Below are 22,965 nucleotides of genomic sequence, written 5' to 3' on the forward strand. Positions count from 1 at the left end.
ACCAAGGTCACCGGCTCGACCCCTGCGATATGGTAAGAGCCGATGACGTAGAGCTTCTCAAGCCGAACTTGCTCATCACCATATCGCGGGGCCGTCCGTTCACCCTCATTGAAAATGAAACGCGTCGCCAGCTGCGACTTTGCCTGCACGCCAGTCTTGGAAGCCGGGAGCTGTGACAGCCGACAAGAATCACACCATGCTGCTCACCTTCGGACGCGGCTTCTCTTTCTGGTTCAGCCAGCGGGCGAAACGGCCCAGGGTCAGACCCTGCACGAGGATCGAGAAGACCACGACGGCATAGGTCGCGGCAAGGATCAGGGCCTTCCACTCGCTTTCGGGCAAGGACAACGCCAGCGCAACCGAGATGCCCCCCTTCAGGCCGCCCCATGTCATCAGCGGCACGACGTCCCGCCCTTCACGGCGAATGGGACGCAGCAGCAGGATCGGCAGCGCCACCGAAAGCAGACGGGCCAGCAGCGCGAGCCCGACGGCTGCAGGCAGAGCGACCGCCATGTCCGACGTGAAGCTCAGCTGAAATATCTCCATTCCGATCATCAGGAACAGGGCGGCATTCAGGATCTCGTCGATCAGCCGCCAGAAGCCGTCGACATAGGTGCGTGTTTCCTCGGACATGGCGTCGCGACGGCCGACATTGCCAATCATCAGCCCCGCCACGACGGCCATGATCGGCGCCGAAACCTCCAGTGCCAGCGCAAGCTCGTAACCGCCGAAGGCCAAAGCCAAGGTCAGCATGACCTCCAGCGGATAATCGTTTATCCGCCGCATCAGCTGAAAGACCCCCCAGCCCAGAGCGGCCCCCAAGGCCGCTCCGCCCACTGCCTCCCGGATAAAGAGAAGCGCCACGGCGGCGGGATCGATGGATGAGCCTCCATGCGCTCCCGCCGACGGGAAGGCCAAGCCCACAAGCAGCAGAAAGACCACGTAGCCCACGCCGTCATTGAAAAGCGACTCTCCCGCGATCTTCGTTTCCAAGCTTTTGCGGATGTTCGCGTCCTGCAGGATGCCCAGGACCGCCACCGGATCGGTTGGCGAAATCAACGCGCCAAAGACCAGAGCGATCAGAATCGGCATCCCGCTGACCCAAGAAAACCCTGCGGCGACGATGGCGGTCGAGATCGCGACTCCAAGCGTCGCCAGGAGCAGCACAGGCAGTGCTTCGCGTCTCAGATCTTTCAGCGACACGTGCAGCGCCCCGGCGAACAACAGAAGTCCCAACATGCCATCAAGCAGAGAACCCGAGAATGCCAGGGCCGCGACCCATTCCCGCACCTGGACGGCAAGATGCAGGCCGGGGTGGAGGTGATCCACTGCAAGGACCACGACAGATCCGAGCAATGCCGTGATCATGATCCCGATAGACGCCGGAAGCCTCAGGAAGAAATAGTTGAAGGTGCCGGAGGCCGCAGACAGGACAAGAACGACCGAAGCGATCTGAAGTGGTGTCATGAAATACCCTTTGAGACATAGGCGCCAACTCGGACAGTGCGGCGTGCATTCTGCCAACGTGCTGTCCTGCCCAGTTGGTGCCGACCGCCCGAGAATTTCGACACAGCCTGGTCGCGCAGCAACCTTCCGGGTCACCATCCGGCGGGTGGAATTGGCGCACCAACAGGCGTTTGGGGAGCCGCTCAATGACGATCTCGCTCAAGCGTACCTTCTCTCCCCCCGCCACCATTCGGCACTGGCTATCCCTCGACCTGCAGCACGGCGTGTTCTACCTTGATCTCGGAGAAACTCTGGCGGAGCTGATCTTCCGGGCCGACCCTGAGGCGATCAGCTATCGAAAGAAGCGCTGCTTTTGTCAGGCCGCGAAAGATGCACGCCGCTGCAAGCAATTCACAGAGACCCGGCGCTTGGACAAGACCTACATCAAGGTCAGGGACAGCCGGCACATATGAACCGCGGCGAGGACAAGCTTAGATATACGCCCAACGTCAGTCGTTACGGCGCCGGAACAAGCCGGTCGGCACAAGGTTTCTGCCCGAACAACGAAAGTGAATGGTCAGACTGGTGCCATCTTCAACAACGTAGCCGACGCGGAAGCCATCGCCGACATCACCCGATGTTGAAGTACACCGACGCGCTTACTCCGATCAAGCTGATGCAGACCATCAATTCAGCGATCCGACAGGAGAGGGCCCCGCTTCATTAGACTGCGGGTGAAACTCAGGTGGGGCTTGGAGAGCTTCACGTCCGCCGAGTCGCGGTAGTCGGCCTCCAACTGGTGAACATCATCCGCAACAGCCCGTTCAAGTTAGATCTTGGGCCGATTTAGCAACTTGCAAAATAGTACCTTTGGAGCCGATGTCGTTGCCGGCTTCCGGTTTATTCTTGGGAAATTTGCATCAAAATTTTGCGTGTGTGAACCCCGTCTGTAGGCCACTTAGTAAAATAATATGGCCCTTTCCACGGCACTACGCTTCTCATAGCATCTTTTAAATAATTTCCTGATGATCACATCGAAAGGTGCCTGCCAGGTCGATAAGTTCCGATAAGTACATGTTATCAAAGCTCTTGCCGTCCTTCTTCCAAAGGCTCATTATCCTCCCATGATAACTTCGCTCTCCCTTCCCCACCTGGCCTTGGCTGACCAAGAGGCCTTGGCCGACCTCTTTCGGCGCGGCACGCCCGGCAACACGGCGAGGGCATGGGAGCGCGACTTGGCCTACATCACCGCATGGAAGCTCGCGGCGTTCGGTCAGCCACTGTCTTGGCCCGAGGATGAAGGTGTGGCACTGCGCTTCATCCTCGATCATGCCGACGATCTGACGGAGACGCACTCGCCTGCACGGGACACGGCCGCGGCCTTGGTCGCCCAAGGCCTACGTCGTTCACTGGCATGTCCGGCACCCGCAACCCTCGATCGCCGCGTGGCCAGCTGGAGGGCGTTTCACCGGATGAAGAACCTGGCCTCGCCCTTTGACGCACCGCTGGTCGCACAGGCGCGCAGCCGCGCCAGGCGCGCTGCCGCCCGGCCCCCTGCCCCCAAGTCGGACCATCCGATCACGCGCCCGGTGCTGGAGGACATGCTGGACAGCTGCGACGACAGCCGCCGCGGCCGTCGCGACCGCGCGGCGCTAATGCTGGGATGGGCGTCAGGCGGACGGCGCCGGTCTGAAATCGTGGCCCTCAACCACGACGACCTGGACCTTCGCGAATGGGCTGCCAAAGGACTGATCCGAATACGCTTGCTGACCACCAAGACGACCGGGGCAGACGTCGCGCCGCGTCTGCCCTTGAAGGGTCGCGCGGCACGGGCGGTGCTCGACTGGCTGTCGACCGCATGCATCGAGGAGGGACCAGTCTTCCGCCCGGTCAGCCAGGCGGATCGGGTTCTCGACCGCCGGCTGACACCAGAAGGCCTGGCGCGTATCGTGCGCCACCCGCTGCACATAGCAGGCTATCCGCCGGGATTCGCAAGCGCTCACGGCCTCCGAGCCGGTTTCCTGACGCAGGCCGCACTGGACGGCGCACCTCTCCAGGCGGCCATGCGGCTCTCGCTCCATCGCAGTGCAGCGCAGGCGCAGCGCTATTATGCGGATGTCGAACTGGCGGACAATCCGGCGGCCAACCTGCTGGGCTAGGGCCAGCAAAAACGGCGGCGAGGGCCCTGCCCTGCCGCCGCATCGGGTCTTCCCCGCGGGGAAGATCACTCGATCTGATCAAGCATCAACGCCACCGCTGCTTCCAGCTTGCGGCGATCCACGGCCGAGAAGTCTCGCGGCAGGCGGATCTCCAGCCGGCCGTTGGCAGCCGTGCATTTGGCGCTGCCCTGCGGGCGCTGAAGCTGGAACGTCGTCTTGGCCTTTGCGGCGGGCTGCGGCGGCGCGGCCGCGGCCTTCGGTGCCTCATCGGTGGCCAGCGGCTCTGCCCCTTGCCCCGCATAGCGCCGCAGAACTGCCAGTTCGTCAGTGATCGAGCGCGTATCCCAGTCCTTCAGCTCCGACTTGATGGCCGCGACCAAGCCCGGCACCTCGTCCAACCGCTGCGCCAGCGCGAGACCCAAGGCGCGCGGGATCTCCTGCGGATAAAGCAGCACCTCACCCAATCGCTCGACCAGCGGGATGAAGTTTCGGATATAGCTGCGCTTCTGATAGCCAGCCGACTTGAAGAGGATCGCAACCGCCTTTTCGGCGTCGGCTTCAGCCGTCAGCGGATCCATGGCGTAATGGACAGCCAACTGGGCCATTTCGGCAAAGGAGATGTCCTTGCGGACCAGGTTTTCGTCCACCATACGACGGTAGAGGCTGTCAAGCTGATCGCCGCGGGCGGCAATGCCGGCCGGGATGCGGCCCCAGGTCTCGGCATCGCCCGTTTCCTCCAGCAGCTGCCGATAGGCGGACAGTCGGCGCCAGCCCTGGATCAGTTCATACCGTCCCTCGCCTGCAGGTTCGACCCGGATCGGGTTCGAAAGGCCGATGTCGCGGATCGACGCGACCAGCTCCGCCAGCTCGAAATCGGCCACGGGCTTGCGGTCGCGGATCAGTTTCTGCGTATCGATCGCATCCAGCGGGATCATGTCAGTGATCAGGCCCGCGCGCTTCAGACGGACATGCTCTTGTGCCAGCGCATCATTTTCCGCACGGATTTCGGCCTCGACCTTCGCGCGGTCACGGGCGGACTCGGCCGTCTCACTAATGGCCGCCGCCATCGGCCCCCGCCGCGCGTCGACCTTCCCTGCGGGGAAGTCACTGGCATCATCCTCCGGAATATCGATATCGAACATGCGGCGCTTGCGGCTCATGCGTGATCCTCCAGCTGGGTCCAAGCGGCCAAGACATGGCCGCGGAATTCCTCATAGGCCTGATCAAAGGTTGCGCGCGCACGGCGCCAGGTGCCGCGGGTCATCTCTCGGTAATCGATCTCATAGATCGAGCTGAGGAAGCGACCCGACTGCTCAACCGCGCGGGTGAGTTCGATCGGGTTCTCGGCCAAGCGGTCACCAAAGACCTGGCGGAAGGCGCCGAACATTGCTTGGTGCAGCTCGTTTGAGGGCTCGAAACGGGTCATCAGGAAGCGCACATCGGCGAACGCCTTGGGAAGGGCGATCTTCCCCGTGGGGAAGTTCTCGAAGCCGTGGGACAGATCCTCCAGTGCCTCGGCCAACTGACCAATGAAGCTGGTAGTCGAATCGTATTCCCAATAGCCGGGGCCTGAGGGGATATAGAGCATGTCCGCCGCAAAGACCGCGTTCATCGACTGATAGCCGATCGCCGGCGGGCAGTCGAAGAGGATCAGGTCATAGGCATCGTCCGCCAGGCTGTCTAGAAAGCGCGACACGGCACCAAAGAAGGTCCATTCCGGGTTCAGGTGCCGGTACTGGGCGCTGGCGAATTCGACGAAGGCCGCATTGGCGCAGCTGGGGACGATATCGATGGTGGGCCACGCCGTCGGCTTGATGAAGTCCGCCGGGCGCAGCGTGCCCAAGCCCATGTCCCGGATCGAGGCTGGCAACTTGCGATGGGGCAGGGCAGTGCCGCTCTCCGCCCCGGCAGAGGCGGTGTTCATGCGATCCGTCTCGCGCTCCAGGTCGCGGGCCATGATGCCCCAGACCGTATGATCCTCTCCGACGTCCGTCAGGCCCATGCTATGGGACAGCGTCGCCTGCGGGTCGAAGTCGACGACCAGGACGCGATAGCCATCCAGCGCCGCGGCATGCGCGAAGTGCAGGGCCACCGTGGACTTGCCGGCGCCGCCCTTGAAGTTGGCGATGGCGGCGCGGAAGGCGCGCTTGCCTTCGGGGCGCGGCGGCATCAGCGTCTTCTTGTTGATGCGGACCCGGCGGCGCAACTCGTTCACTTCCTCGAGGCTGAACCAGCGCTGGCGGCCGTCTTCCTCGACTTCCCCGAGGGGAAGGTTCGGATCCGCGGCCAGCTTGCCGCGGAAGGTCGACTGGTTGATGCGAAAGATCAGCTCGGACACCTCCCAGCTGGAAAAACGCCGCAGGGTCTTCTCATTCGCCGGACTGAAGGTCTGGCGGCGGATCCAGCCCTGCATCTTGAGTGACTGGGACTGCAGCCGCGCGAGGTCTTCGTGAGTATACATGTTGTGCCTGTTTGAAAGGACGCAGATTATTGCTCCTTCCGCTTTTACGCCGGATTTGTGCTTTTGGCAAAAGCCTTGTTCACTAAAGTCGATGCGACATCCGATCCAGCACCCGTTGCGCGAATCGCTTAAGGCTAACCCACGCCCGTATCGGATCCCGGACGGGAACACCGAGCCAGAAATGGGGGACGCGACCGCCCCGCCCCCCACAAATTGGGGGACATTCCGGGGTAAACACGGGACATGCTGAACGTCCCCCTATACCAGTAATACCGGATTTCCATGATGATAAAGACCCGGATCCGGCGGCGCGGGACCTAGCTGCTTGACAGGGAGACGAAACAGGACGCTAATGCAGTCAGGTTAGCGAAAGACGTTGGAGCACTTTCCTGAGGGGCTCCAGCAGACCGAAGCCAAGGCAGGCAGACCGGGTGATCCGGCAGCAGGAGCGGCAATGCAGGTGACCCGGCCCGTCGGACGCGAGGCGGCGGCAAAGAAATACGACATCCTGTCGGCGCTGATGGCTCATGGCCTGGCGGGCGAGCCGCAGCTGCAGCGGCTGGTCCTGCGGCTGATGTCGCTGATTACCAGTCGCTACAACTGGCAACGGGACGAACTGACGGTCGGGCAGAGAGAGATCGCCCGGCTGTGGTGCGTCGACGAACGGACAGTCAAGCGCGACATGGCGCGGCTGCGGGCGATGGGATGGGTGGTGGTCAAGCGGCAGGGGGCGCGGGGCAGGGTCTCGGTGCTGGGGCTGGACCTGCAGCGGATGCTGCTGGACACCCGCCCGGCCTGGCCAAATATCGGCGAAGATTATGTCGCCCGGATGACGGATCGCGGCATGGGGCCTGAAGCGGCGGCCGACGGCAGCGCCAATGTCGTCCCCTTTCGCCGCCACGACATCGCCATCCAGGACGGGCTGTGGGGCGCGGTGCGGGCGCGCCTTCTAGCCGAGGATCCGGTGATGTTCGACGCCTGGTTCGCGCCGCTGGTCGAAACGGCGGATGAGGCGGGGCAGGGGGCTGCGGTTCTGCACCTGTCAGCACCGTCGCGCTTTCACGCGACCTATGTGCGCACGCATCTGCTGGCACGCCTGGAGATGGCCGCGCGGCGCTGCGATCCTTCCGTCCATTCCGTCCGGATCGACACGCCCTGATCGATGTGACTTGAACGAGAAGACGGATCCGCACTCAATCCGGCGGGTCGATCGACTTGCGCAGGATGGCCCGGGCGCGGGAGATGCGGCTTTTCACCGTGCCGATGTCACAACCCAGGATCTGGGCCGCGTCAATATAGCTTTCGCCGATGACGCCTACCAGCACGATGGCCTCGCGATAATGGGTAGGCATCTGGTCCAATGCGCGCCACATCTCCCTTCCGCGGATGTGCCATTCCTGGGTGGCCGGCGTGGAGGGTCCGAAGGAAACACAGTCCGCCGCCCCGGTCGGCTCGCGCGAAGACTTCTTGCGGTTGGTGTAGAAGCGGTTGCGCATGATGGTGAACAGCCATGCCCGCATATAGGTGCCGGGCTTGTAGCTGTCGGCATGCTCGATTGCGCGCACCAGCGTTTCCTGGACCAGATCCTCGGCTTCGGTGGGGTTTCCGCAAAGCGATTGTCCGTAGGCTCGCAGTGCACGGACGTGGTCGATTAGGTCGTCTGACATCCCTGTCCTTCCGTCGGCGCGCCCCTGACACGGGCCAATGCAGGACGGCTTGCATCGGTTCCGCATCCGGAGGGGAACGCGCGTCTTTTTGCTCAATTGGTCTGGGAAGAACGGCCGGCGAAGCAGGTTCTTTGCACGCGGCGCGGGAACATTCCGACAGACAGCCGGTTGGGACCGCCGAAGAGCAATGACTTCGCCGCCCTAAGATCCAGGAGCTCCTGATGACCGACTATCCCAAGCCGCCCTTCCCGCCGCAGACGCAGGATCTGCCCGGCAGCTTTGCCAAGATGGACCCGGTGCCCGATCATGGCGAGGAGAGCTGGCGGGGGGCAGGGAGGCTGGAGGGAAAATGTGCCCTGATCACCGGGGGCGACAGCGGCATCGGGCGGGCGGTGGCGATCGCCTATGCACGCGAAGGGGCCGATGTGGCGATTTCCTATCTGTCCGAAAGCGACGACGCCCGCTCGACGGCCGAACTGATCGAGGGGGCCGGTCGCCGCTGCCTGCGCCTGGAGGGCGACATCGGTGATCCTGAACATTGCCGCAAGATGATCGACAAGGTGGTCGGCGAATGGGGCCAACTGGACGTGCTGGTGAACAACGCCGCGCATCAGGACCTGTTCGACAGCATCGAGGAGATCTCGGACGAGGAATGGCGCAAGACCTTCGCCACGAACATCGACGCCATCTTCTATCTGTGCAAGGCCGCGATGCCGCATCTGAAAAAGGGTGCGTCGATTATCAATACGGCGTCCATCAACTCGGACCAGCCCAGCCCGGCGCTCTTGGCCTATGCCACGACGAAGGGCGCGATCCAGAACTTTACCATGGGGTTGGCGCAGATGGTGGCGGAAAAGGGCGTGCGCGTGAATTGCGTGGCGCCCGGCCCGGTCTGGACCCCGCTGATCCCCGGCAGCTTCGAAGCGGAGGCCGTGTCGCAATTTGGGGCAAACTATCCGATGAAACGCCCGGCTCAGCCGGTCGAACTGGCGGCCGCCTATGTCATGCTGGCCGAGGACATGGCCAGCTATGTCTCGGGCGCCACGATTGCCGTCACCGGCGGCAAGCCGATGATCTGATCAAAAGAAAGAGGTGTCGTGATGAGAGGTTCAGCCTCCGTGATTTTCGGGATCGGCGTCCTGGCCGGGTTGGCCATCCCGACCCTGCTGCGCGCAACCCCAAACCGCCATTCACATGGACCGCGCGATTCGGTTCGCGATGCCGGACCGGGGCAGATGAAAAACCCTCCGGCCGATTGGGACGAGGTGGACGAGGCCGTGGACGAATCCTTCCCGGCCAGCGATCCACCCTCGACCTATTGAGGACGGCGGGAGCATTCGTGCCGGCGCCGCATCAGCCAAGCGCCGGCAGGCCTGGGGGTGCAGGCGTGGCCGCGTTCCCGTTCGAAAGGAAGTTCACATGGACCGGAAAACCGAGACCGCCGAAACGCTGCGACAGGGGATCGACCACGGCCAGGCGGCCGACAAGGTCGACTATCCCGACCCGGCCGCAGCTCCGCTTGGGACGGATGCCGAGGCCGGTGGACATCCGGTCACGGCCCGAGAGGCAGGAATTGCGCATGACCAGGAGATTCGACGCCCCCCGGGCAGGACGGAGGACGATCCGAACCCCGGCTCGGGATTTGGCAGCATGGGGCGCTTGGTCCTGCCAGTCACGCTTGTGGTCGTGGCGATCCTTTTGCTGCTCTGGGCCTATTTCTGAGCCAAGGGCAAAGGGTCAGCCCCCTCTGAGGGGGCGGAGTGCAGGTTGCCATGAATCCCGGTCGCAGGTTCGCCCGTGGATTGCTGAGCTTCGAGTGCGGCAGCAAGCTGCGCTGTCAAGTCCAGGACGCGCTCGGACAAGGGTTCCGCATCCATCGCCGCCCGCAATGCGGTCAGGGCCTGTCCAAGTCGAGAATCCGGGCTGCCGCACATGCACTTGCTCCACATCAATCGCGCTAACTTACATCAGTTCCCGGGAGCTGGCGACCGGTTCCCTGCCATCGGGACACAAGAACCAGCGACTGCGGTCAAAATGTCGCGCACAAATTAACCGTTCGTGCACAGATGCCTGTCACAACGAGGTGAGGGTTGCATCGACGAGGCGGCCGTCCTCGTGTCTTTGCCTGCTTTCACTGCCCCAGTTCTGGATCGGAGGCCCGCCGAAATGACAGAAGACGAACGCCGCCGCGACGACCCCGTCGACCAGCACCTGGCGCAGTTGTGGGCGCAGTATGAGCAGCAGCCCCTTTCCGAGGAGCTTCGTGCATTGGTGGCTCGCCTGCAGGCTGCGTTGAAGGCACAGGGCAAGCTGGCGTAGACGTAGAAAGAGGACCCGGTTCAGGAAGTTCATGAAATGACCGGGGTTTGCAGATCCCAAGGCCAGATATGTCAGAACGGCCAGTGCAGGCAGGCTTGAGGGTTAAACCTAGCTGCTGCTGGCGAGGGGTAGGATCGGACCGCCGACCCGGATTGGCCCCACAGGTTCCATCGCTAATGGCGCACAGGCCGCATGGCGATCTGCGGCACGGGCCCAGCCCTATCGGCCCGCTGCCTAGCGACTGTTTGTGCAGTCAAGCATATCGCTGAAGTCTTCGATTCATCGTTAAGGGACAAGACGGCTGGTATCTGCTCAGTCTCCTATACGTCAGCCTGCCGTAGGAAACGGATATAAATTGTGCAGCGCCGAGGCCCTGAGCCGTGACATTGGCACTTCATGAAGAGGCGCCATCGACCCCTACTCATGACACGAGCGCCAAGTCCTCTCAGACTGGGGGCGTCATTCTCCGCATCGTCAGATCGAACGCGTCCTGATCATCCGGGGACGGCATGGCGCTCTCCATCAGCACCCGAACCTCCTTGCCATCAATCTCGATCTGACCTTCGGCATATTGCGCCAGCTGGTCCTGCGTCATTTCGGTGATAGCGCGGATTCGAATATAGTCGCCGCCGCTTTCGGTGATCTTGCCGGTCAATTGCGGGCCGCCGTCCAGCGTGAGTATGGCGTCGCTCATCATCCACTCCTTGTGTTCGAACATCTTCGCTCCGTGAAGGAACGCTTGGCCGGGCAAACGGGGTCCACCGGCCCTGCGCGCCCTTGGCCAGCACGGCCGCTCAAAGCATAAAAAAGGCCCCGCCACGAAGGCGGGGCCGCGAAAGACGGTGCTCCTCAGGCGGCTTCGATCGCCGCCGGGTTGGCGCTGCCTTCGGCCAGCGTGGTCAGCTTCTCGTCGGTGGCCGATTCTTCGTCCAGGGTCTGGTTCAGCAGCGCGGCCGCATCGGTCATCTTCAGCAGTTCGGCCCAGGACTTCAGCGTGCCATAACGGGCAATCTCGTAATGTTCGACGGCCTGAGCGGCTGCAACAAGGCCGGCATCCAGGGCGGGTGAGCCCTTGAACTCGTCCATGATCTCCTCGCCCTCGGCGATGATCCCGTCGATGGCTTCGCAGGTCTTGCCGCGCGGCGACTTGCCCAGCAGTTCAAAGACCTCCTGCAGTCGCTCGATCTGGCCCTGGGTTTCCTCACGGTGGTGCTGGAAGGCGGCCTTCAGCTCTTCCGACTGCGCGGCGCGGGCCATCTTGGGCAGCGCCTTCAGGATCTTGCGCTCGGCGTAATAGATGTCCTTCAGCGTTTCATGGAACAGGTTTTCCAGCGTCTTCGTGCTCATCATGCATTCCTTGGTGAAGGGGTATGGCAGGGGACGCCCCCCGCAGGGCTGCTTAACCGGGCGGTCGGGGTTATGTTCCCGCCCGGCCGGCTTGTTCAAATCGGTTGCGCGGCGTCAGCCGTTCGGGCGCAGCACGACCTTGATGCAGCCGTCGTCCTTGTCCCGGAACTTCTTGTAAAGCTCGGGTCCTTCGGACAGGTCGGCACGGTGGGTGATCAGGAAGGTGGTGTCGATCTCGCCCTCCTGGATCAGGTTCAGCAGGTGGGGCAGGTAGCGCTGGCAATGGGTCTGGCCGGTGCGCAGGGTCAGGCCCTTGTTCATCAGCGCGCCCATCGGCAGCTTGTCCACGACGCCGATATAAACTCCCGGGATCGAGAGCGTTCCTCCCTTGCGGCAACACATGATGATCTCGCGCAGCACGTCGGGGCGGTCGGTGCCCAGGTAGAGCGCCTGCTTGACCCGGTCCACCCGCGCCATCAGCCCGGAATCCGGCGCGGCCTCGGTGCCCACGCAATCGATGCAGCTGTCGGGGCCGCGGCCACCGGTCATCTCCATCAGCGCGTCGTAGACATCCGTTTCGCTGAAATCGATGGTCTCGGCGCGGCCCTTGTCGCGGGCCATGGCCAGACGCTCGGGCACCTTGTCAATGGCAATCACCCGGCCCGCACCTTGCAGCCAGGCCGAAAGGATCGCCATCTGACCGACGGGCCCGCAGCCCCAGATCGCCACGGTGTCACCGGGCTGGATATTCGCGTGCTCGGCCGCCATCCAGCCGGTCGGCAGGATGTCAGACAGGAACAGCACCTCCTCATCGTCCATCCCCTGCGGGACCGCGATGGGACCCACGCTGCCATAAGGCACGCGCAGATAATCGGCTTGGCCACCGGAATAGCCCCCCAGCATATGGGAATAACCGAACAGGCCCGAGGGCGACTGGCCCATCACCTTTGCCGCCATTTCGGCATTGCGGTTCGAGCGGTCGCAGAGCGAATAGAGCTGCTTCTGGCAGAAGAAGCACTGCCCACAGGCCAAGTTGAAGGGAACGACGACCTTGTCGCCCTGCTTGAACTTGCTGTGGCCCGAGCCCGTCTCGACCACCTCGCCCATGGTTTCGTGGCCCAGGACGTCGCCCGACTCCATCGTCGGCATGCAGCCGTCCATCAGGTGCAGGTCGGACCCGCAGATGGCGCAGGCGGTCACCTTGATGATGATGTCATCGGGTTCCTCGATGCGGGGGTCGTCGACCGTCTCGTGCCGGATGTCGCCCTTGCCGTGCCATGTCAGTGCCTTCATCAAAGCCTCCATCGTCCGAATTGGGTGGATGAACCGGGACCGCAGGATATTGTTCCCGCTTGTGACGCGGGGCAGGGCGCGCTAGCCCGACCCCACCAACAAGGAGGCTCCCATGACCCACCGCATCGCCCTCATCCCCGGAGACGGCATCGGCGTACCCGTGACCGAGGCCGCCATCGCCGTGGCGCGCGCGGCCGGGGCGGCGCTGGAGACAGAGACCTTCCCCTGGTCCTGCGACCATTACCTGGCCCATGGGCGGATGATGCCCGAGGACGGGATCGATACCCTGCGCGGCTTCGACGCAATTTTGCTGGGGGCGGTGGGCTGGCCCGCGCGCGTTCCCGACAGCGTGTCGTTGCACGGGCTGCTGCTGCCGATCCGCAAGGCCTTTGTCCAATACGCCAACATCCGCCCCCATCGCCTGCTGCCGGGCGTCGAGGGGCCGCTGAAGACCCAGGACTTCGACATCCTCTGCATCCGCGAGAACACCGAGGGCGAATATTCCGGCGCCGGCGGTCGCGTCCACCAGGGCACGCCGGACGAGGTGGCCGTCGAGACCTCGGTCTTCACCCGCACCGGGGTCGAGCGCATTCTGCGCTTTGCCTTCGAACAGGCGCGCGGGCGGCGCGGGCAGCTGGCCTCGGTCACGAAATCGAACGCACAGCGCCACACGATGGTCTTCTGGGACGAGATCACCGACCGGCTGGCGGGTGAATATCCGGACGTGACGGTGAGCCGCTATCACATCGATGCCATGTGCGCGCGGATGGTGATGGCGCCCGAAAGCCTGGACGTGGTCGTGGCGTCGAACCTGTTCGGGGACATCCTGACCGACCTTGGGGCGGCGATCCAGGGCGGCCTGGGCTTTGCGGCCTCGGCCAATATCAACCCGGATCGCAGCGCCCCCTCGATGTTCGAACCGGTGCATGGCTCGGCCCCCGACATCGCGGACAAGGGAATTGCCAACCCGATGGCGGCCATCTGGTCGGCCGCGATGATGCTGGAGCATCTGGGCCAGGCCGACCCTGCCGCCCGGATGATGGCCGCGATGGAGGTCGTGACCGCGAAGGGCGTCGGGACCGTTCCTGGCCGCGACCGGACCAACGCGATCACCGACGCGGTGCTGAGGGCACTGGCGTGACAGGAACCGGCAGTGGGTGGCGGCGTTGCTCCAGAGCAAAACCTGCGAGGCCCCTCATGTTGCGTTCCCTTTCCCCCCTGGCGCTGGCGCTGCTGGTCGGGCTGTCGGTGCCGGCCGCGGCCCAGGACTCCCGGCTGAGCGAGGCGCCGGAATGTCCGACCGCCGATACCCAGGCCCAGCCCGCCACCCAACCCGATCCGTCCGAGGACGGCACGGCACCCGAGAACACCGGCACGACCGGCTGGACCGGCGGCACGGGCGGGTCGCAGCTGGGAACGAATACCCAAGGCGCCGTGCCGGATTCACCCACCTGGCAGCCGCCGACCGCCCGGGGGCTGGACCTGAGGGGCAGCGCGGAACCTGTTCCCGAGTGCTGACCTAGGCCTCGTCCAGGCGGAGCCGCAACCCGTCGCGGTTCAGGAATTCGGCGTCGCGCAGCAGGGTCCGGTCGCCCTGCAGCGCCTTGACCAGCGACGCCAACCGGCTGCCTGCCAGATCATCCGGCACCAGCCCCTCGCGTCCGGCACGATAAAGGGCCACTGCGTCCCACGACACCTGCGCGCCCTCAAGATGTGCGACAAGCCCCGGCCAGTCCAGATCATCGCCGATGACGTGCAGATGGGCGGATCGCAGGATGTCCACCCGGCCGCTGCCCAGACCGATCAGCACCAGCAGCATCGTGAAGCCGTCGCCCGAGGCGGTCTGCTCCCAGGTCTCGGCCAGCCATTCGTCGAAATCGGTTGCGTGCGGGGTCATCAGGGCCTGTGATCATTGTCCGATTGGCGGAAGGGAATGGGAGTCGAACCCACCCGGGACAGGCTCGCTGCCCCAACCGGATTTGAAGTCCGGCCGCCCCACCGGGGACGAATCCCTTCCACGGACGCAAGACAAGCGCCCGGTCCGTTGATGGACCGGGCGCGCAGGGATGGCAAGGCCGGGGCCTGCTGTCAGCCTGCCAGCAGCGCAGCGTTGCCGCCCGCCGCCGTGGTGTCCACGCAGAGATGGCGTTCATGGCACAGGTATCCGGCATCGGGCAGGGCATTGATCAGCGGAACGATCGGCCCCGGGCGTTCCGCCAGCGCCGCGGACAGCGCCCGCCCGGTCTCAGCATCGCCCCACCAGAGGACGCCCGTCACCCCCTGCAGCGATGTCAGCGCCTGCGGGTCCAGGGCGCCTTCGGCCGCCACCGGCTGGCCCCCGCCCGCCGTGACCGCGGCAACCTGTGCGCGAGTGGCATCGGCACCGGGACCCATGCAGAGGATCGGGCCACGTGCCAGGATCTGCAGCCGGTTCAGCTCTCCGGTGGGGCCAGGCATCAGCTGCTCGCTTGGGGCAGGGGCGGCGGGCGGCGTCGACAGGGCGCGGGTCAGTCGGCTGGTATCGTCCTTCGATGGCCACGGCGTCGGTTTGGCCGTCGGCTGTTCAGGTGCAAAGAACCGCGGCAGGTAGAGTGGCCCCCCCGCCTTGGGCCCGGTCCCCGACAGGCCCTCGCCTCCAAAGGGCTGGCTGCCCACGGTCGCGCCCACCTGGTTGCGGTTCACATAGATGTTGCCGACATGCACTGCCTCGGTCACCTCCTGCACGCGGCTGTCGATGCGCGTGTGCAGGCCGAAGGTCAGCCCATAGCCGCGTGCGTTGATCGCCGCCACGACCCGGTCCAGGTCCCGCGCCCGGTAGGTCGCGACATGCAGGACGGGGCCAAAGATCTCGCGCTCCAGGTCCTCGATCCCCGCCACCCGCATCAGGGTCGGCGGCACGAAGTGCCCGGTCGCCGGAACGTCCAGCTGGTGCAGGATGCGGTCGCGGTGCTGGTCCAGATAGGCCCGGATCCCCTCCCGCGCCTCGGCATCGATGACCGGACCCACATCGGTGGCCAGATCCCAGGGATCGCCCACGCGCAGCTGGTCCATCGCGCCCTGGATCATGCGGATGACATGCGGGGCCACGTCCTCCTGCACATAGAGGCAACGCAGGGCCGAGCATCGCTGACCGGCCGAGCGGAAGCTGGAGGCGACGATGTCGCGCACCGCCTGCTCGGGCAGGGCGGTGCTGTCCACGATCATCGCGTTCAGGCCGCCGGTTTCGGCGATCAGCGGCGTGCCCGGTTCCATGTGCCGGGCCATGCTGGTGGCGATCAGCCGGGCCGTGTCGGTGCCGCCGGTGAAGACCACGCCCTTGATGCGCGGGTCGCGGGTCAGCGCCGCGCCGACCGTGCCGCCGTCGCCCGGCAGCAGCTGCAGCGCGCTGGTCGGCACGCCCGCCCGGTGCAGCAGGTGCACGGCATGGGCGGCGATCAGTGGTGTCTGTTCCGCGGGCTTTGCCAGCACCGCATTGCCGGCCATCAGCGCGGCCGCGATCTGGCCGGTGAAGATCGCCAAGGGAAAGTTCCAGGGGCTGATCGCGGCGATGATGCCGCGCGGGGCCTGGTCGCTGCCCTCGCCCTGCTGGGCGTAATAGCGCAGGAAATCCACCGCCTCGCGCAGCTCGGCCACGGCATCGTTCAGTGTCTTGCCGGCCTCGCGCGCCAGGATGCCGAAGATCGGGCCGAAATCAGCCTCGTAGAGGTCTGCGGCCCGTCGCAGAGTCGCGGCGCGTTCACGGGCGGGGGCGGTCCAGGGGGCAGCGGCGGCGATGGCATGGGCGACGGTCGCCGCGTCGGCCTCCGTGACCTGCGCGATGGCTGCGCCGGTAGCGGGGTTCGTCACGGGCGACGGCGCTGCGCCCGAAGGGGCGGCCTGATCATGGACCAGCGGCGCGGCGTCCTCTACGGCACCTTCGCGCGCCGCAAAGATCTGTTGCAGCACGTCCTCGGCCGCAAGGTCGAAGCCGCGGGAGTTGCTCCTGCCCGCGCCATAGATGGCCTGCGGGGCCAGCAGCGCGGCGGGCGCGTGGGCGGTGGCCAGCGCCTCGAACGGATCGCGGGCGATCTCCTCGGGGATCACCTCCTCGTCGACGATCTGGTTGACGAAGCTGGAATTGGCGCCGTTCTCCAGCAGGCGGCGGACAAGATAGGCCAGCAGGTCCCGATGCGCCCCCACCGGCGCATAGATGCGGCAGCGCGTGCCCTGGTCCTTCAGGACGATGTCGTGCAGCCGTTCGCCCATGCCGTGCAGGCGCTGGAATTCGAAGGGCGTGTCGCCCGCCATCTCCAGCACGGCGGCCACGGAATGGGCGTTGTGGGTCGCGAACTGCGGATAGATCCGGTCGGACATCGACAGCAGCTTGCGGGCCAGCGCGACATAGCTGACATCGGTCGCCGTCTTGCTGGTGAACAGCGGAAAGTCCGCAAATCCCTCGACCTGGGCGCGCTTGATCTCGGTGTCCCAATAGGCGCCCTTGACCAGGCGGACCATGATGCGGCGGTCATGGCGCGTGGCCATGTCGTGCAGCCGGTCGATGACCGCGCCCGCGCGCTTGCCATAGGCCTGGACCACGATCCCGAAGCCGTCCCAGCCCGCCAGCGCCGGGTCCGACAGCACGGCCTCGATCACCTTCAGCGACAGGGCCAGACGGTCCTGTTCCTCGGCATCGATGTTCAGGCCCATGTCGGCGCTCTTGGCCTGCCGCGCCAGCTCGCGCACGACCGGCACCAGTTCCGCCAGGACGCGATCCTCGTGCGCGACCTCATAGCGGGGATGCAGGGCCGACAGCTTGATCGAGATGCCGGGGTTGCGCGCGACCGATCCCTTGTCGCAGGATCCCGCGATGGCGGCGATCGCCTTGCGGTATTCGCTGGCATAGCGGGCGGCATCCTCGGCCGTCATGGCCGCCTCGCCCAGCATGTCGTAGCTGTAGGAATAGCCCTTGGCCTCCTGCCCCTTCGCACGTTCCAGCGCGGCCTCGATGGTCTGGCCCAGGACGAACTGGCGGCCCATCTCGCGCATGGCGCGGGTGACGGCGGTGCGGATCACCGGCTCTCCAAGGCGGCGGATCGCGCCGCGCAGGGTGCCGGCCAGTCCCGGCTGCGGATCGTCCAGCACGCGGCCCGTCAGCATCAGCGCCCAGGTCGAAGCGTTTACCAGGCTGGAGGCGCTTTCGCCCAAGTGGCGTCCCCAGTCCGAGGGCGCGATCTTGTCCTCGATCAGCGCATCGATGGTGGCCCGGTCGGGGACGCGCAGCATCGCCTCGGCCAGGCACATCAGCGCCACGCCCTCACGCGTGGACAGGCCGTATTCGCCCAGCATCAGCTCCATCATCGTGGGCTTGGACTGGGCGCGGATGCGGCGGATCAAGTCGGCGGCCCGTGCGCTGATGCGGGCACGGGTCTGGTCGGACAGGCCGGCCTCGGCGATCAGGCGGGCCAGAAGGGGGCCTTCGGGCTGGAACTTGGCGGCGGAATCAAGAGCGGTCATGGCGTCCCCTTCGGCGGTCCGGATGGTCGAATTTGCGCACAGGATACCGCAGCGGGTCTGGACGATGTGACCATTTGAGGTGCAGGATGTAGGCCGCATCACCATTTTCAGGCGGTATCCCAGACCGTGACCGAACTTCTTGATCCCACCAACCGCCGCATCCTGGCCGAGCTGACGGCCAATGCGCGCATCCCCGTCACCGAACTGGCCCGCAAGGTGGGCCTGTCCAAGACGCCCGTGGCCCTGCGCATCCGCCAGCTGGAGGAGGCGGGGCTGATCACCGGCTATCGCGCGATCCTGTCGCCGGTGCGGCTTGGCCTGACCCATGTCACCTATGTCGAGGTGCGCATGACCGACACCCGGCAGAAGGCGCTGGAGGCCTTCAACGCCGCCGTCCGCACCATTCCCGAGGTCGAGGAATGCTACATGATCGCCGGCGGCTTCGATTACCTGCTGAAGGTGCGCTCGCGCGACATGGCCGATTACCGGCGCATCATGGCCGAGAAGATCTCGTCCCTGCCGCATGTCAACGCGACCTCCAGCTATGTCGCGATGGAGGCGGTGGTCGAGCAGGGCGGCGCCAGCCTCTAGCCGAACAGGTCCAGCCGGTGCGGGTTCAGCCGCCGCAGGTCACCCCGGCGCAGGGTGACGCCGTGCCGGTCGAAGAAGTCCAGGATCTCGATCGCGACCTTGCGGCCGTTCTGCACCCGGTCCCGGAACGCGGGCGCGGTGAACCAGCCGTCCTCCGTCTGCGCGGCCACATCCCGCAGGATGGCGACCATCCGGGCCGTGACCTCCCGAGCGAAGAAGTGGTCATGGGCGATCTGGTCGGTGCGGCCCAGCTTTTGCGTCAGCTTCAGCAGGCGGCGGATCTCCCGTTCGTCCTGGGCCAGTTCCGTCGCGAAATCGCGCACGCGGGGCGGGCGGAACTGCAGCTCACCCAGCAGGGCAGGGCGGATGCGTTCCCACAACGCCTCGTCCTCCGGGGTCAGGCGGACCTCGTGGCCGGGCAGGCGCAGGAAGGCGCCGTCCATGACCACCCGGCCCGCCGCCACCTGCTGGCGCAGGAGGGCCAGGAAGGCGTCCTGCGGCAGGCGCGGGGTCAGCGCCAGGCGCAGGCGTTCCCGCCCCAGACCGGGCAGATCGGGATTGGCCTCATGGAACTGCGACAGCTGCGCCTCGACGTCCCGGCACAGCTGCTCCAGCTGGTCCTGCGACAGCGCCAGTCCCGCGACGGTCGTCGCCCCCGCCTCTGCCAAGGCGGCGCCTGCCTGCTCCGGCGTCAGGCTGCGGTCGCGGGCAAAGCCCGCCAGCGCCACAGGGGCAACCTGCAGCATGGTGGTCAGCGCGCGGGCAGGGTGTAACGGGCGGGCGGCCTCGATCAGGGCCAGCCGCTCGGGCGTCCGACGCTTGCGGGCCGGGGGCCGCAGGTCCAGAAAGCGGCCGCCGCCGATGGTCCGGCTGGCCGAGACGTCGCGCAGGATGAAGCGGTCGCCGATGGCGGCGGCGATCGGGCGGTCCAGCACGATCTGCACCGGCCCGGCCTCTCCGGGGGCGATGGGGTCGCCCAGGGGCACGATGCGGGCGCCAACCTCGGTCGCGTGGCTGTGCAGGCGGGCGGGAAACCAGGTGCCGACGGGACGGGGCTCGGCCGGCAGGACCGAAAGCCGCGCATCGATGCGGGCCGTGGGCGCATGCAGCTGGGGCGTCAGCACGATGTCGCCCCGGTGGATCGCGCTTTTGGCAATGGCCTCGCCGGCCAGGTTCAGGGCGCAGCGCTGCCCGGCCTGCCCCTCGGTCGCCGCGCGGTTCTGGGCATGGATGCCGCGCACGCGGGCCGGCAGGCCGGAGGGGCTGACGGTGACCAGGTCCCCCACCGCCACGCGGCCGCTCAGCACCGTGCCGGTCACCACGGTCCCGGCACCTTGAAGGGTAAAGCTGCGGTCGACGGCCATCCGGAACAGACCATCCGCCTGCCGCCGCGCCGTCGCGCCTTCGGCTGCGGCCAGCGCCGCGCGCAGATCGTCCAGCCCCTCGCCCGTGAGGGTGGAGACCGGGAGGATCGGAGCATCCGCCAGCCGGCTGCCTTCCAGCGCGCGACGGATCTGGCTTGCGAGCTCGGCCCGACGCGGGATGTCGGCAAGATCGGCCTTGCTCAGCACGACCAGCCCCCGCGACAGCCCCAAAAGGTCGAGGATCGCCAGATGCTCGGCCGTCTGCGGCATCACCCCGTCATCGGCCGCCACGACCAGCAGCGCCAGGTCGATCCCGCCCGCGCCGGCCAGCATCGTGTGGATCAGGCGTTCATGGCCCGGCACATCGACAAAGCCCGTGATCCCGCCGCCGCCCAGATCGGCATAGGCAAAGCCCAGGTCGATGGTGATGCCGCGGGCCTTTTCCTCGGCCAGCCGGTCGGCATCGGTGCCGGTCAGCGCCTTGACCAGCGCGGTCTTGCCGTGGTCGATATGTCCCGCCGTGCCGACGATCATAGGTCCGCCAGTGCCGTCAGCAGCTGATCGTCCGAGGCCAGGCAGCGCAGGTCCAGCATCAGCGCGCCGGCGTGAATGTGGCCGATGATCGGCCGGGGCAGGGACCGCAGCCGCGCCGCCAGCCGATCCGGCGCATCGCCGCCGGCACCCGTCAGCCGCAGCCCGGCCGAGGGGATGGTGTCGGTGGGCAGAGCGCCCGACCCGATCTGGCTGGCGCAATCGGCCACCTGCGCGTCAAAGCCATGCGGTGCCAGCAGATCCCTGACCAGCGGCGCCAGGCGCGCGGCCTGCTGCGCAATCTCGTCCTTGGGCCGAGACAGCATCCGCAGCACCGGCAGGCGTTCTGCCAGCCGGTCGGGGTCGCGGTAAAGGCGCAGCGTCGCCTCCAGCGCGGCGATGCGGATCTTGTCGAGGCGGAGGGCGCGTTTCAGGGGGTTCCTGTTGATCTGCGCGATCAGGTCGCGGCGCCCGACGATGAACCCCGCCTGCGGCCCGCCCAGCAGCTTGTCCCCCGAGAAGGTGACAAGATCCGCGCCCTCGGCCACTGCCCCGGCCACGGTCGGTTCGCGACGCAGGCCCCAGTGCGACAGGTCGACCAAGCTGCCCGCGCCCAGGTCGTTCATCAGGACCACGCCGGCGTCCCGCGCGATCTGGGCAAGGTCGGGGGCCGGAACCTCTGCCGTGAAGCCCTCGATGCGGTAGTTCGAGGTATGGACCTTGAGGATCAGCCCGGTTTGGTCCGAGATTGCGTCTCGATAGTCGCGGGGATGAGTGCGGTTCGTCGTTCCCACCTCGACCAGCCGCGTGCCGGCGCGGGACATGATGTCGGGCATGCGGAAGGCGCCGCCGATCTCGATCAGCTCCCCGCGGGACACGATGGCCTCGCGCCCTTGGCCAAAGGTGTTCAGCGCGATCAGGACGGCAGCGGCGTTGTTGTTGAGGATCGTCGCATCCTCGGCCCCCGTCAGGTCGCACAGAAGGCCGCGCAGGTGGTCGTCGCGCTGGCCGCGCCCGCCGGTCGTCAGGTCGAATTCCAGCGCAAGGGGCGCGGCCATCGCGGCGCTGGCCGCGGCAATGGCCTCCTCCGCCAGGATCGCGCGACCCAGGTTGGTGTGAAGGACGGTGCCGGTCAGGTTCAGGATCGGCCGCAACTGGGTGACGGCGGCGGCGGCCAGATCGGCCGCCAGCAGATGCGGCAGGCGCGCCGCCTCGGCCGCGCCTCGGGCGCCTTCACGGATCGCCTGCCGGGCCGCATCAAGGCGCAGCCGCGCGGCGTCGGTGACCGGCTGGCGGCCATGGCGGTCGATCAGGTCCGGCAGGGCGGTCAGCAGCTGGTCGACCGAGGGCAGGGCGCGGTATTCGGACATCAATAGCCGGTCAGGAAGGGGTTGAAGCCGCCGCGGCGCTTGTCGGTCTCGGCCATCATCAGATCCAGGCCCAAGCTGGCCACGTCGTCGGCCAAGGGTTCCAGGCTGTGGTTGCGGTTCTGGTAGAGGATCTTGACCCAGCTGTCGCATTCCGAACAGACCTCGGCGCGGACGGTCGCCTCGATCGTCTCGACGCTGCGATAGCTGATCCCCTTGGTCGACCCGCAGCAGAGGCAGGTCAGCCGGACCTCGTTCCACTGGGTCTGGCAGCAGGCGCAGGCCGCATAGCGGACGCCGTCCAGCCCGCCCAGACCGATGACGCTGGACGTGGCAGGCCGGCCGCCGCAGGACGGACAGACGCCGGCGCGGATCGGCACCAGCTGCTTTGCGTCCAAAGTGGCGGCCAAGCGCGACAGGTGCAACTGGACCGCGACGGCCGCGAACAGATGCGGGGCGACGCTGTCCTGCGGCACCTGATCGGTCAGGATGTTCTCCAGCAGCCAATGGCGGTCGGCCAGGGGCGCGGCCGTGACGGCCGACAACGCCAGGCGCGCAGGTTCGGGCATGTCCAGGCCCGCAGCCTCGGCCAGCACGCGGTCCAGAACGTCATGAAGGTCGGGATCGGCGGCCAGTCTGGGGCGGTCGATGGGCGGCATCCGGCTTTCGCGGGCCAGCCTGATCCGGTCCGCGGACACCCCCGTGACCTTGGGCAGATCGCCCGCCAGCCGCGCCTGAAGCGCCGCGAGGCCCGCGAGGAAACGCAGATAGGGGCCAAGGTTGCTGCCGCTGCCGGCCAGGAACTCTAGCCGCGCGGCGCGGGTCGCGAACAGGCGAGCGGGGTCCGGCAAAAAGGCAAGCGGCGCCTTGGGGACGCCGCCGATGGCCGTGGGATCGGGTTGGATGGTGGTGGTCATGTCGCTCTCC

Annotated in this window: 22 protein-coding genes and 1 tRNA gene; 9 read left to right on the forward strand and 14 right to left on the reverse strand. The window is 66.3% G+C overall.

From position 1 onward, the window contains the following. Positions 1 to 189: 189 nt before the first annotated feature. A complete protein-coding gene (locus tag ACNR9W_RS17035; RefSeq protein ID WP_419269593.1) occupies positions 190 to 1,467 on the reverse strand; it encodes a cation:proton antiporter in 1,278 nt (425 codons plus the stop codon). Between the two features lie 185 nt (positions 1,468 to 1,652). Between ACNR9W_RS17035 and ACNR9W_RS17040 the strand changes: the two genes are divergently transcribed. Both ACNR9W_RS17040 and ACNR9W_RS17045 read left to right on the forward strand, forming a co-directional pair. Continuing rightward, a complete protein-coding gene (locus ACNR9W_RS17040) occupies positions 1,653 to 1,919 on the forward strand; it encodes a hypothetical protein (protein WP_419269533.1) in 267 nt (88 codons plus the stop codon). Between the two features lie 651 nt (positions 1,920 to 2,570). Next, positions 2,571 to 3,605 carry a tyrosine-type recombinase/integrase gene (locus ACNR9W_RS17045; protein WP_419269532.1) on the forward strand — a complete coding sequence of 345 codons (1,035 nt, stop codon included), beginning with the start codon at positions 2,571 to 2,573 and terminating at the stop codon, positions 3,603 to 3,605. 65 nt (positions 3,606 to 3,670) lie between these two features. On the opposite strand, the gene ACNR9W_RS17050 is transcribed toward ACNR9W_RS17045, so the two are convergent. Both ACNR9W_RS17050 and ACNR9W_RS17055 read right to left on the reverse strand, forming a co-directional pair. Further along, on the reverse strand, positions 3,671 to 4,765 hold the full coding sequence (locus ACNR9W_RS17050) for a ParB/RepB/Spo0J family partition protein (RefSeq protein WP_419269531.1): 1,095 nt from the start codon (positions 4,763 to 4,765) through the stop codon (positions 3,671 to 3,673). Further along, positions 4,762 to 6,066 carry an AAA family ATPase gene (locus tag ACNR9W_RS17055; RefSeq protein ID WP_419269530.1) on the reverse strand — a complete coding sequence of 435 codons (1,305 nt, stop codon included), beginning with the start codon at positions 6,064 to 6,066 and terminating at the stop codon, positions 4,762 to 4,764. Before ACNR9W_RS17055 ends, ACNR9W_RS17050 begins: the two co-directional genes overlap by 4 nt. 454 nt (positions 6,067 to 6,520) lie before the next feature. Between ACNR9W_RS17055 and ACNR9W_RS17060 the strand changes: the two genes are divergently transcribed. Beyond that, positions 6,521 to 7,225, forward strand: a complete 705-nt coding sequence (locus ACNR9W_RS17060; protein ID WP_419269529.1) for a DnaA N-terminal domain-containing protein — start codon at positions 6,521 to 6,523, stop codon at positions 7,223 to 7,225. Between the two features lie 34 nt (positions 7,226 to 7,259). Here the strand turns inward: ACNR9W_RS17060 and ACNR9W_RS17065 are convergent, their stop codons facing one another. Next, positions 7,260 to 7,733 carry a sigma-70 family RNA polymerase sigma factor gene (locus tag ACNR9W_RS17065; protein WP_419269528.1) on the reverse strand — a complete coding sequence of 158 codons (474 nt, stop codon included), beginning with the start codon at positions 7,731 to 7,733 and terminating at the stop codon, positions 7,260 to 7,262. A gap of 221 nt (positions 7,734 to 7,954) precedes the next feature. Here ACNR9W_RS17065 and ACNR9W_RS17070 point away from each other — a divergent pair, with 221 nt between their 5' ends. The 3 genes from ACNR9W_RS17070 (at position 7,955) to ACNR9W_RS17080 (ending at position 9,455) form a co-directional block, all read left to right on the forward strand. Continuing rightward, positions 7,955 to 8,812, forward strand: coding sequence for an SDR family oxidoreductase (locus ACNR9W_RS17070; protein WP_419269527.1), 858 nt, complete (start codon positions 7,955 to 7,957; stop codon positions 8,810 to 8,812). A 21-nt stretch (positions 8,813 to 8,833) separates the two neighbouring features. Then, on the forward strand, positions 8,834 to 9,055 hold the full coding sequence (locus tag ACNR9W_RS17075; protein ID WP_419269526.1) for a hypothetical protein: 222 nt from the start codon (positions 8,834 to 8,836) through the stop codon (positions 9,053 to 9,055). A gap of 97 nt (positions 9,056 to 9,152) precedes the next feature. After that, positions 9,153 to 9,455 (forward strand): hypothetical protein, encoded by a 303-nt coding sequence (locus ACNR9W_RS17080; protein ID WP_419269525.1) that lies wholly within the window; start codon positions 9,153 to 9,155, stop codon positions 9,453 to 9,455. Positions 9,456 to 9,806: 351 nt separating this feature from the next. Here ACNR9W_RS17080 and ACNR9W_RS17085 read toward each other — a convergent pair whose 3' ends face one another. The 4 genes from ACNR9W_RS17085 to ACNR9W_RS17100 all read right to left on the reverse strand — a co-directional run bounded on the left by ACNR9W_RS17085 (position 9,807) and on the right by ACNR9W_RS17100 (position 12,692). Further along, entirely contained in the window at positions 9,807 to 10,085 is a 279-nt protein-coding gene (locus ACNR9W_RS17085; protein ID WP_419269524.1) for a hypothetical protein, read from the reverse strand. Positions 10,086 to 10,497: 412 nt separating this feature from the next. Continuing rightward, positions 10,498 to 10,770, reverse strand: coding sequence for a hypothetical protein (locus ACNR9W_RS17090; RefSeq protein WP_419269523.1), 273 nt, complete (start codon positions 10,768 to 10,770; stop codon positions 10,498 to 10,500). Between the two features lie 131 nt (positions 10,771 to 10,901). Next, positions 10,902 to 11,399, reverse strand: a complete 498-nt coding sequence (locus ACNR9W_RS17095) for a YciE/YciF ferroxidase family protein (protein ID WP_419269522.1) — start codon at positions 11,397 to 11,399, stop codon at positions 10,902 to 10,904. A 114-nt stretch (positions 11,400 to 11,513) separates the two neighbouring features. Then, on the reverse strand, positions 11,514 to 12,692 hold the full coding sequence (locus ACNR9W_RS17100) for a zinc-dependent alcohol dehydrogenase (RefSeq protein ID WP_419269521.1): 1,179 nt from the start codon (positions 12,690 to 12,692) through the stop codon (positions 11,514 to 11,516). Between the two features lie 112 nt (positions 12,693 to 12,804). Here ACNR9W_RS17100 and ACNR9W_RS17105 point away from each other — a divergent pair, with 112 nt between their 5' ends. Further along, positions 12,805 to 13,833, forward strand: a complete 1,029-nt coding sequence (locus ACNR9W_RS17105; protein WP_419269520.1) for a tartrate dehydrogenase — start codon at positions 12,805 to 12,807, stop codon at positions 13,831 to 13,833. A gap of 56 nt (positions 13,834 to 13,889) precedes the next feature. Continuing rightward, on the forward strand, positions 13,890 to 14,210 hold the full coding sequence (locus ACNR9W_RS17110; RefSeq protein WP_458478778.1) for a hypothetical protein: 321 nt from the start codon (positions 13,890 to 13,892) through the stop codon (positions 14,208 to 14,210). A gap of 1 nt (position 14,211) precedes the next feature. Here the strand turns inward: ACNR9W_RS17110 and ACNR9W_RS17115 are convergent, their stop codons facing one another. The 3 genes from ACNR9W_RS17115 to putA all read right to left on the reverse strand — a co-directional run bounded on the left by ACNR9W_RS17115 (position 14,212) and on the right by putA (position 18,185). Then, positions 14,212 to 14,589 carry a hypothetical protein gene (locus ACNR9W_RS17115; protein ID WP_419269518.1) on the reverse strand — a complete coding sequence of 126 codons (378 nt, stop codon included), beginning with the start codon at positions 14,587 to 14,589 and terminating at the stop codon, positions 14,212 to 14,214. Between the two features lie 24 nt (positions 14,590 to 14,613). After that, positions 14,614 to 14,709 (reverse strand) — tRNA-Sec (locus ACNR9W_RS17120). Between the two features lie 71 nt (positions 14,710 to 14,780). Then, the gene (gene putA, locus ACNR9W_RS17125) at positions 14,781 to 18,185 is read right to left on the reverse strand and encodes a bifunctional proline dehydrogenase/L-glutamate gamma-semialdehyde dehydrogenase PutA (RefSeq protein WP_419269517.1); all 3,405 of its coding nucleotides are present in this window, start codon (positions 18,183 to 18,185) and stop codon (positions 14,781 to 14,783) included. A gap of 126 nt (positions 18,186 to 18,311) precedes the next feature. On the opposite strand from putA, the gene ACNR9W_RS17130 reads away from it, so the two are divergent. Then, positions 18,312 to 18,776 carry an Lrp/AsnC family transcriptional regulator gene (locus ACNR9W_RS17130; protein WP_419269516.1) on the forward strand — a complete coding sequence of 155 codons (465 nt, stop codon included), beginning with the start codon at positions 18,312 to 18,314 and terminating at the stop codon, positions 18,774 to 18,776. On the opposite strand, the gene selB is transcribed toward ACNR9W_RS17130, so the two are convergent. From selB to fdhE, 3 genes are read right to left on the reverse strand one after another with little or no spacing between them, the layout of a single operon-like run. Further along, positions 18,773 to 20,674: a selenocysteine-specific translation elongation factor gene (selB, locus tag ACNR9W_RS17135; protein ID WP_419269515.1), complete on the reverse strand. Its 1,902-nt coding sequence runs from the start codon at positions 20,672 to 20,674 to the stop codon at positions 18,773 to 18,775. The genes ACNR9W_RS17130 and selB overlap by 4 nt on opposite strands. Next, complete coding sequence (gene selA / locus ACNR9W_RS17140; RefSeq protein ID WP_419269514.1) at positions 20,671 to 22,041, reverse strand: L-seryl-tRNA(Sec) selenium transferase; 1,371 nt, start codon at positions 22,039 to 22,041, stop codon at positions 20,671 to 20,673. Before selA ends, selB begins: the two co-directional genes overlap by 4 nt. Then, a complete protein-coding gene (fdhE, locus tag ACNR9W_RS17145) occupies positions 22,041 to 22,955 on the reverse strand; it encodes a formate dehydrogenase accessory protein FdhE (protein ID WP_419269513.1) in 915 nt (304 codons plus the stop codon). Before fdhE ends, selA begins: the two co-directional genes overlap by 1 nt. Between the last annotated feature and the right edge of the window lie 10 nt (positions 22,956 to 22,965).

It is taken from the genome of Paracoccus sp. T5, assembly GCF_048538155.2.
Classification (GTDB): Bacteria; Pseudomonadota; Alphaproteobacteria; order Rhodobacterales; family Rhodobacteraceae; genus Paracoccus.

Coding starts and splice junctions, on each gene's coding strand:
- ACNR9W_RS17035 (WP_419269593.1), bottom strand. CDS start 1,467: ATGACACCACTTCAGATCGCTTCGGTCGTTCTTGTCCTGTCTGCGGCC.
- ACNR9W_RS17040 (WP_419269533.1), top strand. CDS start 1,653: ATGACGATCTCGCTCAAGCGTACCTTCTCTCCCCCCGCCACCATTCGG.
- ACNR9W_RS17045 (WP_419269532.1), top strand. CDS start 2,571: ATGATAACTTCGCTCTCCCTTCCCCACCTGGCCTTGGCTGACCAAGAG.
- ACNR9W_RS17050 (WP_419269531.1), bottom strand. CDS start 4,765: ATGAGCCGCAAGCGCCGCATGTTCGATATCGATATTCCGGAGGATGAT.
- ACNR9W_RS17055 (WP_419269530.1), bottom strand. CDS start 6,066: ATGTATACTCACGAAGACCTCGCGCGGCTGCAGTCCCAGTCACTCAAG.
- ACNR9W_RS17060 (WP_419269529.1), top strand. CDS start 6,521: ATGCAGGTGACCCGGCCCGTCGGACGCGAGGCGGCGGCAAAGAAATAC.
- ACNR9W_RS17065 (WP_419269528.1), bottom strand. CDS start 7,733: ATGTCAGACGACCTAATCGACCACGTCCGTGCACTGCGAGCCTACGGA.
- ACNR9W_RS17070 (WP_419269527.1), top strand. CDS start 7,955: ATGACCGACTATCCCAAGCCGCCCTTCCCGCCGCAGACGCAGGATCTG.
- ACNR9W_RS17075 (WP_419269526.1), top strand. CDS start 8,834: ATGAGAGGTTCAGCCTCCGTGATTTTCGGGATCGGCGTCCTGGCCGGG.
- ACNR9W_RS17080 (WP_419269525.1), top strand. CDS start 9,153: ATGGACCGGAAAACCGAGACCGCCGAAACGCTGCGACAGGGGATCGAC.
- ACNR9W_RS17085 (WP_419269524.1), bottom strand. CDS start 10,085: ATGAACTTCCTGAACCGGGTCCTCTTTCTACGTCTACGCCAGCTTGCC.
- ACNR9W_RS17090 (WP_419269523.1), bottom strand. CDS start 10,770: ATGTTCGAACACAAGGAGTGGATGATGAGCGACGCCATACTCACGCTG.
- ACNR9W_RS17095 (WP_419269522.1), bottom strand. CDS start 11,399: ATGAGCACGAAGACGCTGGAAAACCTGTTCCATGAAACGCTGAAGGAC.
- ACNR9W_RS17100 (WP_419269521.1), bottom strand. CDS start 12,692: ATGAAGGCACTGACATGGCACGGCAAGGGCGACATCCGGCACGAGACG.
- ACNR9W_RS17105 (WP_419269520.1), top strand. CDS start 12,805: ATGACCCACCGCATCGCCCTCATCCCCGGAGACGGCATCGGCGTACCC.
- ACNR9W_RS17110 (WP_458478778.1), top strand. CDS start 13,890: ATGTTGCGTTCCCTTTCCCCCCTGGCGCTGGCGCTGCTGGTCGGGCTG.
- ACNR9W_RS17115 (WP_419269518.1), bottom strand. CDS start 14,589: ATGACCCCGCACGCAACCGATTTCGACGAATGGCTGGCCGAGACCTGG.
- putA (WP_419269517.1), bottom strand. CDS start 18,185: ATGACCGCTCTTGATTCCGCCGCCAAGTTCCAGCCCGAAGGCCCCCTT.
- selB (WP_419269515.1), bottom strand. CDS start 20,674: ATGATCGTCGGCACGGCGGGACATATCGACCACGGCAAGACCGCGCTG.
- selA (WP_419269514.1), bottom strand. CDS start 22,041: ATGTCCGAATACCGCGCCCTGCCCTCGGTCGACCAGCTGCTGACCGCC.
- fdhE (WP_419269513.1), bottom strand. CDS start 22,955: ATGACCACCACCATCCAACCCGATCCCACGGCCATCGGCGGCGTCCCC.